The 14,567-nt window shown below is 69.9% G+C and carries 8 protein-coding genes; 1 reads left to right on the top strand and 7 read right to left on the bottom strand.

Annotated features, from left to right (window positions below):
- Positions 1-6 precede the first annotated feature (6 nt).
- Entirely contained in the window at positions 7-3,582 is a 3,576-nt protein-coding gene (locus tag OG963_RS29735) for a bifunctional glycosyltransferase/CDP-glycerol:glycerophosphate glycerophosphotransferase (RefSeq protein WP_093774362.1), read from the top strand.
- Positions 3,583-3,663: 81 nt separating this feature from the next.
- On the opposite strand, the gene OG963_RS29730 is transcribed toward OG963_RS29735, so the two are convergent.
- From OG963_RS29730 to OG963_RS29700, 7 genes are all read right to left on the bottom strand, one after another.
- Entirely contained in the window at positions 3,664-5,697 is a 2,034-nt protein-coding gene (locus tag OG963_RS29730) for a glycosyltransferase family 4 protein (RefSeq protein WP_371799651.1), read from the bottom strand.
- A 304-nt stretch (positions 5,698-6,001) separates the two neighbouring features.
- Positions 6,002-7,441, bottom strand: a complete 1,440-nt coding sequence (gene obgE, locus OG963_RS29725) for a GTPase ObgE (RefSeq protein WP_030921211.1) — start codon at positions 7,439-7,441, stop codon at positions 6,002-6,004.
- 142 nt (positions 7,442-7,583) lie between these two features.
- Entirely contained in the window at positions 7,584-7,841 is a 258-nt protein-coding gene (gene rpmA / locus OG963_RS29720; protein ID WP_028813462.1) for a 50S ribosomal protein L27, read from the bottom strand.
- A 14-nt stretch (positions 7,842-7,855) separates the two neighbouring features.
- On the bottom strand, positions 7,856-8,176 hold the full coding sequence (gene rplU / locus OG963_RS29715) for a 50S ribosomal protein L21 (RefSeq protein ID WP_030921216.1): 321 nt from the start codon (positions 8,174-8,176) through the stop codon (positions 7,856-7,858).
- Positions 8,177-8,371: 195 nt separating this feature from the next.
- A complete protein-coding gene (locus tag OG963_RS29710; protein ID WP_030921219.1) occupies positions 8,372-9,433 on the bottom strand; it encodes an iron-containing alcohol dehydrogenase family protein in 1,062 nt (353 codons plus the stop codon).
- Positions 9,421-10,173, bottom strand: a complete 753-nt coding sequence (locus OG963_RS29705) for a sugar phosphate nucleotidyltransferase (protein ID WP_030921221.1) — start codon at positions 10,171-10,173, stop codon at positions 9,421-9,423. Before OG963_RS29705 ends, OG963_RS29710 begins: the two co-directional genes overlap by 13 nt.
- Positions 10,174-10,444: 271 nt before the next feature.
- Positions 10,445-14,467 carry a ribonuclease E/G gene (locus OG963_RS29700; RefSeq protein ID WP_371799650.1) on the bottom strand — a complete coding sequence of 1,341 codons (4,023 nt, stop codon included), beginning with the start codon at positions 14,465-14,467 and terminating at the stop codon, positions 10,445-10,447.
- Between the last annotated feature and the right edge of the window lie 100 nt (positions 14,468-14,567).

Raw genomic sequence — 14,567 nt, 5'->3', positions numbered from 1 at the left:
AAAGACATGGCCCCTCGGCTCAGTGTCATCGTTCCCATCTACAACGTGGAGCGCTATCTCCCGGCCTGCCTCGACTCACTGGCGTCGCAGACGCTGCGTGAGATCGAAGTCCTGATGGTGGACGACGGGTCCCCGGACGGCTCCGCGGCGATAGCCGCCGAATACGCGGCCCGCGATTCGCGGTTCACCCTCATACGCAAGGAGAACGGCGGCCTCGGCGCGGCCCGCAACACGGGTATCTCGCACATATCGCCCGACGCGGAGTTCCTGACATTCGTCGACAGCGACGACATCATCCCGCCGGACGCCTACCGCCTGATGACCGCGAGCCTCGACGAGAGCGGCTCCGACTTCGCCACCGGGAACGTCTTCCACCTCAAGGGCGAGAAATCCTGGCAGGTGCCGCTGCTCAAGATGCTGGCGGGCGAGGCCCGCAAGCGGACGCACATATCGAAGAACCCCAGGCTCGTCGCCGACCGCATCGCCTGCAACAAGGTGTTCCGGCGCACCTTCTGGGAGAAGCACGGGTTCGCCTTCCCCGAGGGCATCCTGCACGAGGACATCCCCGTCGTCCTCCCTGCCCACTACCGGGCCGAAGCGGTCGACATCATCGGTGAGCCGACGTACTTCTGGCGGCTGCGCGAGGGCGAGTCCGCCCCGTCGATCACCCAGCGCCGCCGGGACCCCCAGGCGATCAGGGACCGGGTCACCGCGGTGAGCCTGGTCAGCGACTTCCTCGCCCAGCAGCAGGGCTCCGAGTTCGCCGAGTACAAGCGGCAGTACGACGACCGCGTCCTCCGTGACGACCTGCGGCTGTTCCTGCGGGTGCTGCCCGACGCGACCGCCGAGTTCCACGAGGCGTTCCTCGAGGCCGCCAACCGCTACCTCGACACGATCGACCCGCAGATCGTCATGGCCCTGCCCGCGGACCTGCGGGTGCAGTGGCTGCTCGTGCGCAAGCACGCCATGCCCGAGCTGATCGCGCTGCTGGCGTCGCTGCGCCGCAAGGAGCCCGTCGAGGTCTCCGGCGGCTTCCGTAAGTACGCGAGCTTCGCACCGCTGGAGTCGAGCTCCGTCGAGCTGCCCAAGGCCGCGCTGCGCATCGACCAGGACCTGGACCTGCGCGCGCCGCTGCGCTCGGTCGAGTGGAGGAACGGCCGGCTGGTGCTGTCCGGCGACGCCTGGATCGACAAGATAGACATGTCGACGAAGCGCAGCAGCATCAAGGTCGTCCAGCTCAAGCGGGACAACTCGCGGCGCCGGCTCTTCCTGCCCGCGAAGAACGTCCACCGCCCCGAGGCCACCACCAGCTCCGGCCAGAAGCGCTACAACTACGACTGGGCCGGCTGGGAGCTCGAACTCGACCCCGCCAAGTTCCGCAAGGGCGGCACCTGGCAGGAGGGTCTGTGGCACGTCGGCATCAACGTCTACTCCTCGGGCCTGGTACGGCGCAGCGGTGTGTGGGCGCGCGGCGGGTCGGCGGCCAACTTCCCGCCCTACCAGTGGCTCGACAAGGACTTCCGGCTGCTGCCCAGCGTCGAGCGCAGCGCGCTGAAGCTCCGCATCGAGAAGGTCCTCGCCCTCGTCACCGACCGCCGGCTGGACGGCGACGAGCTGGAGATCCGGGGTGAACTGCGGGTCACGCCGAAGCAGGGCGAGACTCTCGACCTGCGGCTGACCAACCCCAAGAGCGGTGAGATCAAGAAGTTCCCGGCGACTGTGGAGCGGACCGGCGACACCGCCACGTTCAGCGTGCGCGTACCCGTCGCCGAGGTGGCCCTGCTCGCCGCCGACGCGGTGGACGATAAGGCCCAGCCCGAGCGCCGACTGTGGAGCACGGCCCTGCTCGGCACGGCTTCCGACGGCACGGAGCGCCAGTTCAGCGCTGTCGTCCGGGAGGGCCTGGCCGACCTCCGCCTCGACCTGCCGGAGAGCTTCGGCGAGGAGGGCGCCCATCAGGAGCTGGCCCTGGTCTCGGGCCACAACGGCTATCTGAAGATCATCGGCCGGGCGCGGCGAGCCGTGATCACCGACGTCTCCGAGCGTGACGGCCGGATCGTCGTCAGCGGCCGCACGAGCCCCCGGCTCGTCGGCGCCGAGCTGGTCCTCAAGGCCCGCAGCCGCTTCGACGAGCGGGTGGCTGCCGTCGAATGGGCCGCTGACGGAACCTTCACCACCTCCTTCGACCCGTCGGCCATGGGCGGCTCCGGCCAGGTTCCGCTCAAGGCGGGACGGTGGAACCTCTTCCTGCGGTCGGAGGAGGAGAACGTCCCGGACGCGGCCTTCGTCATCGACCGGCTCGCCATCGCCCAGTTCCCGCTGCACACCGAACTCGGCGGCCGCCGCTACTGGTTCGAGCACCGCTGGGGCGACTTCCCGCAGCTCAACTGCCGTTCCGAGCTGAGCGACATGGAGCTCGGCCCGTACCGGCAGCTGCAGATGCGCCGCGAGGTGTACGAGCCGGGCCGTGAGCAGCCGCTGCTCGACCAGGTCTTCTACCTGAGCTACAACGGCAAGCAGTACTCCGACAGCCCCCGTGCCATCCACGAGGAGCTGCTGCGCCGCGGCAGTGACCTCAAGCATCTGTGGGCCGTCCGGGACGGCCAGGTCGTCCTGCCGCCGGCCACGGAGAAGGTCCGTATGTGGGGCCGCGAGTGGTTCGAGGCCCTGTCCAGGTCCCGCTACATCGTCACGAACGGGCACCTGCCCGAGTGGCTGGTGCGCCGCCCCGGCCAGGTGATCGTGCAGACCTGGCACGGCACGATGCTGAAGAAGATCGGCCATGACATCGAGACGCTCTACTTCGACCGCGAGTACCAGAACCGGCTGGCGCTCGAGGCGAACAACTGGAGCCTGCTCGTCTCGTCCAACCGGTTCAGCACGCCCATCCTGAAGCGCGCCTTCTCGTACGACGGCGAGATCTTCGAGGCCGGTTACCCCCGCAACGACTACCTCTACTCCCCCGACCAGGAGAAGATCGTCGAGCAGGTCAAGGCGAAGCTCGGTCTGCCCGCCGGGAAGAAGGTCGTCCTCTACGCGCCGACCTGGCGCGACGACCAGTCACACAGCGCCGGCCAGTACCTGTTCGACCTGCGGCTGGACCTGGAGGACGCGCGCCGCAGGCTCGGGGACGACCACGTGCTGCTGATCCGCCGCCACTCCAACGTGGTCGACGCCGTGCCCGGGGCCGGGAACGGCTTCGTCTGGGACGTCTCCGAGTACCCGGACATCGCCGATCTGTACCTGGCCGCCGACATCATGATCACCGACTACTCGTCCGTGATGTTCGACTACGCCCACCTCAAGCGGCCGATGCTCTTCTTCACGTACGACCTGGAGCACTACCGCGACACCCTGCGCGGGTTCTACTTCGACTTCGAGAAGGACTCGCCCGGCCCGCTGATCCGTACCTCCGGTGAACTGATCGATTCCATCCGGAACATCGACGGCGTCTGGCCCGAGTACCGCGAGCGCTTCGACCGCTTCCACCACCTGTTCTGCGACCTGGACGACGGCCGGGCCTCGCAGCGGGTCGTCGACCGCATGCTGGATCAGACCGCGGAGCTCTCCGACGGGAACTAGCCACCCGCGCGCGGAGAAGAAGGGCGGGCCCGCGGAGAGGATCTCCGGGGGCCCGCCCTTCTGTTCCCTGTCCGCGCCGTCCTACGGCTGTACGTCCACCGTCTTGAAGGCGAGCTGCGACAGGGCCGTGAAGTACGGCCTGATCTCGATCCTGGTGACCGGAGGCGGTACGGGCTTGCCGCCGTTCAGCGCCCTGGCCATCCGGCGCCCCACCTTGGCCAGCACGGTCGTGCTGGGCTCGGGCAGTACCCGGACCACCGGGCGGGGGAAGGTGAACACCCCGATCGGTTCCAGGACGTCGGTGGCCAGCTTGCCGACCTGGACCCGGTCCGCTTCCGCCGTCGGCCGCAGCCACATGTCCCAGATCAGCTCGGGTCCCTCGTGCGCACGCACCAGCGCGGCACAGTCGACCCGGGAGGTGATCCGACGGCCCTCCACGGCCGCCACCGGAAAGATCAGCACCTGTTCCTTGTCCTTGCGTTGCACGGCCTCCAGGACCGCGCCCCGGCCGAGCTGCACACCCCAGCCGAGCGCTTCCACCTCGATGGTCTCGGTGCCGACCACCAGCGCGTCGATCTCCACATGGGCGTCACGCACCACGCTGCGGATCCGGAGGCGGTCCATCTCCCCCCGGTGCGGCAACAGCAGCTCCAGAGCCGGGGCGCCGTTCTCCCGGGGCAACGGCACATTGAACACATCGCGTAAGTCGCAGCCGTAACCGTCCACCGTCAGCGGCACCTCGTTGCCCTCCGGGGTGCGTACCGACAGCTCATAGGTCCCCTCGGGCAGTCCGCCTCGCCACGGCACCACGGCGGTGCCCGCGGGGTCGATCGCGAACCGCTCCTCCTGGTCCGGCCTGCCGACCAGGCGGCAGACGATCTCGGCGCCGTGCGCCCGTGGGGGCAGCGCGCCCACGTCGATCCGGACCGATCCCTCCGGGTCCACCTGCGCGCCGGCCGTCGTCGGCAGTGCCCGGCGGGCGAACGCATCGTTCAGGATCGCCTCGAAGCGTTCACAGCTCGCGGGTTCGTGGAAGCGCACGGCATTGCGTACCGCGGCCTCGCCCATCCGTCTGCGGCGCTCGTCGTTCTCGACCAGTTCGAGGACGGCCTCGGCCATGGCATCGGTGTTGTCGCACGGGACGATGAGACCGTCCTCGCCGTGGGTGATGATGTTGCGCGGTCCGTGGTCGGCGTCGGTGCTGACCACGGGCAGACCGGCGGCCATCGCCTCGACGATCACATTGCCGAACGCCTCGCGTTTGGACGGGACCACGAAGATCGACCCCTTGCTGAATTCCGGGGCGACCGGGGCGACCGGTCCCATCAGGGCGACGGTGTTGTGCAGGCCGAGGTTCTCGATCTGCTTGCGCAGATTGGCCTTCTCCGTTCCTTCGCCGTAGATACGCAGCCGCCAGTCGGGGTGCTTGCGTACGACGGTGGCGAAGGCTTCGACGACCGCCGCGAAGTTCTTGTTCTCCTTGAGGAGACCCGCAGCGACGATGACCTTGTTGGTGCTCTTGGACTGCATCGGGGCGGCGGGCACGCAGTTCGGCATGACGGCCAGCCGGTTACGCACGCCGGGCACCTGCCTGCCGATGCTCTCGGCCTCCTCGGGCGTGAGGGCGGTGAGCGCGTCCAGCGAGTGGTACGCCTTGAACAGTCGGCCCTGGTAGTACTTCGCGTAGATCGAGGGCATCGAGTGCTCCTGCGTGACCCGCAGGTAGTCGCCCTCGGCGTACGAGAGCATGATCGTGTTACGCGGGCTGGAGCTCACCACGACGTCGGAGTCGGTGGTCGCCAGGAATTCCAGCAGCCGCAGCTCGGCCAGCCTGCTGACCACCGGCTTCTTCTCCGCCGGGTCGACCGGGTAGACCTTCGGGAAGACCCCGATCAACGGGTGCTCCAGGTCGGAGGCAGGGGAATGCCCCCGCAGGTCGGTGAGAACGTGTACAGAGACCCGCGGGTCGAGCGGGAAGTACGAGGTGTCCCGCACCTTGCGCAACGCGACGATCTCCACCTCGTGCCGGGAGGCGAGTGCACCCGCAAGGTTCTGCGTCGCGCTGACCACCCCGCCCATATGGCACAGGTCGCGTACCAGGAATGAAATCTTCACCAGTGTCTTTCGGCCGGGCCGCAGCTCGCAGCAATCCCCGGGCAGCCCCGCGTGGGTGTCATCACGCTCCCCTGCCCCCTCGGTCGGCGCGAGGGCGGGCTTCTGTCCTCGCGTCGAGCTAGACACGCAGAAGCAACAAAAGGCTGCACACCGGGCGAAAGTTTATCCATTCTTTGGACAAAACACGCCATTTACCCTATGGGATCAAGCCAAATCCTGGGTCTGAAAGCTCCGAGAACGGCCGAGGGGCCTGTCCCGGATCAGAGATTTCTCTGATCCGGTACAGGCCCCTCGGCGTCCCGCGCTACGCGAACGGGTCGAACTCCTGGTATTCCTTGCTGACTTCGTCCCGCTCCGCCTCGCGGTCGCGACGACGCTGAGCGGCCGGACGCGGCGCCTCGAGACGGTGGTCCTCACCACGGCGTCCGAGCATCTCCGCACCCGCCGCCATCGTCGGCTCCCAGTCGAAGACGACCGCGTTGTCCTCGGCGCCGATGGCCACACCGTCGCCCGCCCGGGCGCCGGCCTTCATCAGCTCGTCCTCGACACCGAGACGGTTGAGACGGTCCGCCAGATAGCCGACGGCCTCGTCGTTGTTGAAGTCGGTCTGCCGCACCCAGCGCTCCGGCTTCTCGCCGCGCACCCGGTAGATGCCGTCCTCCTCCAGCGTGACGGTGAAGCCCGCGTCGTCCACGGCCTTCGGGCGGATGACGATGCGGGTCGCCTCCTCCACGGGCTTGGCGGCACGCGCTTCGGCGATCACACCCGCGAGCGCGTAGGAGAGCTCCTTGAGGCCGGTGCGGGCGACGGCGGACACCTCGAAGACGCGGTAGCCGCGCTCCTCGAGTTCCGGTCGGATCATGTCGGCGAGGTCCTGGCCGTCCGGGATGTCGATCTTGTTGAGGACGACGATGCGGGGCCGGTCGTCCAGACCGCCGTACTGCTTCAGCTCCTCCTCGATCATGTCGAGGTCGGAGACCGGGTCGCGGTCGGACTCCAGCGTCGCCGTGTCCAGTACGTGTACGAGGACGGAGCAGCGCTCGACGTGCCGCAGGAACTCCAGGCCGAGGCCCTTGCCCTGGCTGGCGCCCGGGATCAGGCCCGGGACGTCGGCGATGGTGTAGACCGTTCCGCCCGCGGTGACCACGCCCAGGTTCGGGACGAGCGTGGTGAACGGGTAGTCGGCGATCTTCGGCTTGGCCGCGGACAGGACCGAGATCAGCGAGGACTTGCCGGCACTCGGGTAGCCCACCAGAGCCACGTCGGCGACGGTCTTGAGCTCCAGGACGATGTCCCGGGACTCGCCCGGCTCGCCGAGCAGCGCGAAGCCGGGGGCCTTGCGGCGGGCGGAGGCGAGTGCCGCGTTGCCGAGGCCGCCACGGCCGCCCTGGCCGGCCACGAACGTGGTGCCCTGACCGACCAGGTCGGCGAGCACATTGCCGTTCCTGTCGAGCACGACCGTGCCGTCGGGGACCGGCAGGACGAGGTCCTGCCCCTCCTTGCCGGTGCGGTGGTCGCCCGCGCCGGGCTGGCCGTTGGTGGCCTTGCGGTGCGGACTGTGGTGATAGTCGAGGAGTGTGGTGATGTCCTGGTCGACGACCAGGGTCACATCGCCGCCACGGCCGCCGTTGCCGCCGTCCGGGCCGCCGAGCGGCTTGAACTTCTCACGGTGAACGGAGGCACAGCCGTGGCCTCCGTTACCCGCGGCGACATGCAGCTCGACGCGGTCCACGAAGGTGGTCATGGTGGGAACCTCCAGTTACATACCTGCAGAAATGTTTCAAGCTCATGCTGTCTCTCTTAGGAGAAACATGCGAAAGGCGGACCCGCTTCCCAAACGGGAAGTGAGGTCCGCCTCCGCAGAAACCGCTCGACGAGCGCCGAAATTACTCGGCGATCGGAACGATGTTCACGACCTTGCGGCCACGGTGGGTGCCGAACTCGACCGCACCAGCGGCGAGCGCGAACAGCGTGTCGTCGCCGCCACGGCCGACGCCCGTGCCCGGGTGGAAGTGCGTGCCGCGCTGGCGGACCAGGATCTCACCGGCGTTGACGGCCTGGCCGCCGAAGCGCTTGACGCCGAGCCGCTGAGCGTTGGAATCGCGCCCGTTCCGGGTGGACGATGCGCCCTTCTTGTGTGCCATCTTTTCTCAGTCCCTTACTTCGCAGCCGCGGGGATACCGGTGACCTTGATCGCCGTGTACTGCTGGCGGTGACCCTGGCGACGGCGGTAGCCGGTCTTGTTCTTGTAGCGAAGGATGTCGATCTTCGCGCCCTTGTGGTGGTCCACGACCTCGGCCTGGACCTTGATCCCGGCCAGCACCCACGGGTCGCTGGTCACGGCGTCGCCGTCGACCACGAGCAGGGTCGAGAGCTCGACCGTGTCGCCAACCTGGGCAGTGGAAATCTTGTCAACCTCAACGATGTCACCGACAGCAACCTTGTGCTGGCGGCCACCGCTGCGCACGATGGCGTACACGCGGATCTCACTCTCGCTCGGAACGGAAACCCCTGATGCCAGCCGCTCACACGGGTCCGAAGACCCGCGACGATCCGGATTGGACGAGCGGCCTCTCCCGTACGAGCGGGAGGTCAGTGCTCAGAGGTGTGGCGAACAAACGCCGACGGTCAAGGCTACGGGGCCTTGGACAGCCGGTCAAACCGGGCCCCTGATTCAGGCCTCGACGGCCTTCACGTACTCGGCGTAGGCATCCCGGATCCCGTCCACGGACAGGTTCAGGTGTTCCAGGATCGTGTAGCGCCCGGGCCTGGTCTGGGGAGCGAATTCGACCACCGAGACGAACTCGTCCGCCGTGAAGCCGATCTCCTCGGCCAGCACGGGCAGGCCGTGGCTCCGCAGCGTCCGGGCCATCTGCACGGACTCCTCGCGGGCACCGCGCAGATGCATCGCGAACGCCGCGCCCAGACCGCACTGCTCGCCGTGGCTGGCGGCACGCTGCGGGAAAAGGAGATCGAAGGCGTGGTTGATCTCGTGGCACGCGCCGGAAGCGGGGCGGCTGTCGCCCGCGACCGACATCGAGATTCCGGTGATCACCAGCCCTTCGGCCAGCACCTGCAGGAAGCTGTCGTCCCCGATGCCGCCGGGGTGGCGCAGCACCGCCTCACCGGCCTGGCGGGCCATCGCGGCGGCGAGGCCGTCGATGTCCTCGCCCTTGACCTCATGGGCCAGCTCCCAGTCCGCGACCGCGGAGATGTTGGACAGCGCGTCGCCGATCCCGGAGCGCACGAACCGGGCCGGCGCCTCGCGGATGATGTCGAGGTCGATCAGGACCGCGATCGGGTTCGGGACACCGTACGAGCCACGGCCCGCGTCGTTGTCCAATGTGGCGACCGGCGAGCAGAGACCGTCGTGGGAGAGGTTGGTCGCGACGGCGACCAACGGCAGCCCGACACGCGCCGCCGCGAACTTCGCACAGTCGATGATCTTGCCGCCGCCGAGGCCGACCACGGCGTCGTAACGCCCGGACTTCATGGCCTCGGCAAGCTTGATCGCGTCCCCGAGGGAGCCGCCACCGACCTCGAACCAGGAAGCGCTCGGCAGGCTCGACGAGAGCCGCTCGCGCAGCGCCTGACCGGACCCTGCGCTGATCGCCACCGCCAGCTTGCCCGAGCTGGAGATCCGCTGGTCCGCGAGGACGCTCGCGAGATCGGCCAGGGCACCCGCGCGGATATCGACGACGATCGGCGCCGGTATGAGGCGGGTCAGTACTGGCACGCGATCCTCCTGCCCTTGGCGAGGTCCTCGTGGTTGTCGATCTCGACCCACTGGATGTCGCCGATCGGCGCCACGTCGATCTTGAAGCCGCGGTTGACGAGCTCCTGGTAGCCGTCCTCGTAGTACAGGTCCGGGTCACGCTCGAAGGTCGTCCGCAGTGCGTCCGCGAGCTCGTCGGCCGCTTCGCCCTCGATGAGGGTGACACCGATGTACTCGCCCGTCGCGTCCGCCGGGTCCATCAGCTTGGTGATCCGCTGGACGCCCTTCTCGGGGTCCACGACGACCTTCATCTCCTCGTCGGCGAGCTGCTTCACCGTGTCGAGGGCCAGGATGATCCTCTTGCCGTCACCGCGGGCGGCCAGCAGCGTCTTCTCGACGGAGACCGGGTGCACGGTGTCGCCGTTGGCGAGGATCACGCTGTGCTTGATCGAGTCGCGGCCGCACCAGAGGGAGTACGCGTTGTTCCACTCCTCGGCCTTGTCGTTGTCGATCAGCGTGATCGTGACGCCGTACTTCGCCTCGAGAGCCTCCTTACGGGCGTACACGGCTTCCTTGCGGTAGCCCACGATGATCGCGACCTCGGTCAGCCCCACCTCGGCGAAGTTGCCCAGCGTCAGATCGATGACGGTGAGGCTCTCCTCGTCGCCCTCGGGGCCCACCGGCACCAGGGCCTTCGGAAGGGTGTCGGTGTACGGGCGCAGACGCCGTCCGGCACCGGCTGCGAGTATCAGGCCGATCATGAAGGTTCTCCTTGCTTCCTGGTTCTCGTGCTCTACGAGTTCATTGTCCAGTCATGGTGCGTTCACCGACGCCATGAGGACAGTTGCCTCGGTCACTTGAGCGAAGCCGCCCCGGCCGGGTCCGGTTCCGAGCGGTCTCCGAGGACCGGGGCGGGTACGGCAGTGCGCCGAACGCATTCCGACCGGCCACTCGTACGGGGCCGGTCCGGTTGCGTCGGCTGCTGCAGAGGCCGGGCCCGGTCAGGCCCGACCTCTGCAAGGCCTACGGCGACTACTGCTCCGCCGCCGCCGTCTTCTTCGCCGCCGCCTTCTTGGCCGTCGTCTTCTTCGCGACGGTCTTCTTGGCAGCCGTCTTCTTGGTGGCTGCCTTCTTGGCGGTGGCCTTCTTGGCGGTCTTGCGGGCCGTCTTCTTGGCCGGGGCCTCGGCCTCCGCGGCTTCCGGGGCGACGGCGGTGGCGTCGGCCGGGGCCGGTTCGGCCTCGGGCTTCGGCTCGACGGAGCCCGTCACCAGGACGACCTCCGCACCGTCCGCACCTGCGGGCGAGCCCGCGGGGGCGGTGACCTTGCGGGTCACCCGGCGCCGGGCACGCGGCGGGGCGGCCACCTCCTCGGGCGCGGCCTCGACCACCGCGGCCTCGACCACCGGGGTCTCGACCACCACGGCCTCGGCGGCAACCTGGTCCGCTACGGGCAGCGGCACCTCGACCGGCTCGGCCGCGGCAGGCGAGCCCGCCGGAGCGGTCGCCTTGCGCGTCGCCCGACGGCGCGTACGGCCCTGCGGTGCCTCGGCCACCGGGGCCTCGACGACCGGCTCGGGCTCGGTCACCGGCTCCACGACCGCGGTGGGCTCCGGCGCCGTCCTCGGGGCGCCGGCCGGGGCCGATGCCTTGCGGGTCGCGCGCCGACGGCCACGGCCGCGCGAAGCGGCCGCCTCGGCCTCGGCCGGGCTGCTGTACAGCTCCTCGTCCGGTACGAACTCCGGCTCGGGAAGTGCCACCGGAGCGGCGACCTCGGCAGCCACCTCGGCCTCGGTCTCCACCTCGGCCTCTACGTGCTCGTGCTCGTGCTCGACGAGAGCCTCGGGCTGCTCGCCGGCGCCGCCACGGCCGCGCTTCTTCGCACGCTTGCCGTTGCCGCCGCCACCGACCGTGGACGGCTGCTCCATGTGCACGATCACGCCGCGGCCGTTGCAGTGGACACAGGTCTCGGAGAAGGACTCCAGCAGACCCTGTCCCACCCGCTTGCGGGTCATCTGGACCAGGCCCAGCGAGGTGACTTCGGCGACCTGGTGCTTCGTACGGTCGCGACCCAGGCACTCCAGCAGACGCCGCAGCACCAGGTCCCGGTTGGACTCCAGGACCATGTCGATGAAGTCGATGACGACGATGCCGCCGAGGTCGCGCAGCCGCAGCTGGCGCACGATCTCCTCGGCCGCCTCCAGGTTGTTCCTGGTGACGGTCTCCTCGAGGTTGCCGCCCTGACCGGTGAACTTGCCGGTGTTGACGTCGACGACGACCATCGCCTCGGTCTTGTCGATCACCAGCGAGCCGCCGCTGGGCAGCCAGACCTTGCGGTCCAGCGCCTTCATCAGCTGCTCGTCGATCCGGTAGGTCGCGAAGATGTCGACCTCGGAGGTCCACCTCGACAGACGGTCCGTCAGGTCGGGGGCGACGTGCGCGACGTAACCGTGGATGGTCTCCCACGCGTCGTCACCGCTGACGATGACCTTCGAGAAGTCCTCGTTGAAGATGTCGCGGACGACTCGGACCGTCATGTCCGGCTCGCCGTAGAGCAGCGTCGGCGCGTTGGCGCTGCCGTTGCTCTTCGACTTCTTCTGGATGTCCTCCCACTGCTGCTGCAGCCGCTCGACGTCACGGCGCAGCTCGTCCTCGCTCGCACCCTCGGCGGCGGTGCGCACGATGACGCCCGCGTCCTCGGGGACGATCTTCTTGAGGATGGTCTTCAGCCGGGCGCGCTCCGTGTCGGGCAGCTTGCGGCTGATACCGGTCATCGAGCCCTCGGGCACGTAGACCAGGTAACGGCCGGGCAGCGAGACCTGGCTGGTCAGACGGGCGCCCTTGTGGCCGATCGGGTCCTTCGTCACCTGGACGAGGACGGACTGGCCGGACTTCAGCGCGGTCTCGATCCGGCGCGGCCCGTGAGCCATGCCGAGCGCCTCGAAGTTGACCTCACCGGCGTACAGGACGGCGTTGCGGCCCTTGCCGATGTCGACGAACGCAGCCTCCATGGACGGCAGTACGTTCTGCACCTTGCCCAGGTAGACGTTGCCGACGTAGCTGGTGGCCTGCTCCTTGTTGACGTAGTGCTCGACGAGCACGTTGTCCTCGAGGACGCCGATCTGGGTGCGCTCGCCGTTCTGACGGACGACCATGACGCGCTCGACGGCCTCGCGGCGGGCCAGGAACTCCGCCTCCGTGATGATCGGGACACGACGGCGGCCCTGCTCACGGCCTTCGCGGCGGCGCTGCTTCTTCGCCTCCATACGGGTCGAGCCCTTGATGGACTGGACCTCGTCGAAGCCGGTGCCGGGCTCGCGCTCGGCTTCCTTCTTCCGGGGCTCACGGACCTTGACGACCGTACGCTCCGGGTCGTCCGTACCGGCTTCGGCCTCGGGCGAGGCGTCACCGCTACGACGACGGCGACGCCGCCGGCGACGGCTGCTGCTGGAGCCGGAAGCGGACAGCTCGTGGTCCTCTTCCTCCTCCTCGTCGGCCTCGTGAGCGCGCTCGTGCTCGTCCTCGGTCGTGTCGGCGGCGTGCTCGTCGGCGTGCTGCTCCGCGGCTTCCTCCGCCTCGCTCGGCTCACCGCGGCGACGGCGACGGCCACCACGACGGCGACGGCGCGAGGGCCGGTCCCCGTACTCGTCCGACTCGTCGCCCTCGTGCTCGGCCTCGCCTTCGGCCTCCAGCTCGGCCTCGTCCTCGGCCGGCTCCTCGGCCGGGGCGGGCGTCCGCTCGGCGGCCGGCTCGGTCTCGGCGGCCTCACCGCGACGGCGGCGACGACGACGGGAGCCGCCCTGCGGCGCGGCCTCGGCGACGGGGGCCGCCTCAGCAGCTGCCTCGTCGGTCGCGGCGGTCTCCTCGACGGTCTCGATCTCCTCCTCGGCCTCGTCGTAGCGCGAGGGGGTGCCGGCGGCCGCAGCCGCGGCTGCGGCGGTCTCCGGGGTCTGGAACATCGGCTCGGCGAAGACCGGCGCCTGGAAGACGGCCACGGCCGGGCGTGTCGCGCGACGGCTCTTGCGGGCGGGCTCCTCGACCTTTCCGGTGAACTCCGGCCTGCCCGCGGCGGCGGTCGCCCGGCGGCGCTGACGGCCACGCGGCGCGGCGCTCTCGGCCGCCTCCTCCGGCTCGGCGGCCGGCTCCTCGGCCGCAGCGGCCTCGACCGGCGTCTCGGTGACGATCTCGACAGGGGCAGCGGCCTCGGCGGCCTGCGGCGCACCCGCCGGAGCGGTCGCCTTGCGGACCGCACGGCGACGGCCGCGCGGGGCCTCCGGCTCGGCGGCCTCGGCTGCCTCGGCGGCCGGTGCGGCCTCCACCGTCTCAGCGGTGACGGCGTCGGCCGGCGTGGTCTGCGGCGTACCGGCCGGAGCGGATGCCCGGCGACGGGTACGGCCACGGGGCGCCTCGGCCACGACGGCCTCGGCGACAGCGGGCTGCTCGGGCGTCTCGGTCTCGACGGCCGGGGTGGGCTCGACGACCTCCACGACCTCGGCGGCCGCCGGAGCGCCCGCCGGAGCGGTGGCCTTGCGGGACGCCCTGCGACGCGCACGCGGCGCCTCAGCGGCCTCAGGGGTCTCCGCGGCGGGGGCGGTCTCGGTCTCGACGGCCTCGGTGGTCTTCTCGGCCTTCGGCGCACCCGCCGGAGCGGTCGCCTTACGGGTCGCCCGGCGACGCGCACGCGGCGCCTCAGCGGCCTCGGAGGTCTCTGCGGCCGGGGCGGTCTCCGCTGTCTCCGCGGAGACAGCGCTGGTGGGGGCCTCCACGACCTCGGCGGTCTCCGGCGCACCGGCGGCGGCGGTCGCCTTGCGGACCGCACGGCGACGGGAACGCGCCGGCGGCGCGGCCTCCGCCTCGTCGGCGGCGACGGTGGTGTCGGACACTGCGGCGTCAACGGCCGGTATGGCCGGCGCCGCAGCCTCCGAGCCGGCGGCACCCGACGGGGGGCCGGCCGGGCGGGAAGCGGCACGGCGCCTGCGGCGCGGCGGCAGCTTGTCCCCGGGGGTGTTGTTCTCTTCGGCGTTCCCGGTCGTGCCGGGCTCGTTCGGTTCGAGCATGCGGGCGGTTCTCCCGTCACGCTCCCGGGCGCCACGCCTGATTCCGGTCCGGCACGGTCCGCATGGGAAACGCGGTACCGCCGTCCGGGGCGCGGGCGCC

Source organism: Streptomyces sp. NBC_01707, assembly GCF_041438805.1.
Taxonomy (GTDB): Bacteria; Actinomycetota; Actinomycetes; order Streptomycetales; family Streptomycetaceae; genus Streptomyces.
The sequence above is the reverse complement of the archived record's forward strand: the minus strand, read 5'-3'. Positions and strand labels throughout refer to the sequence as shown.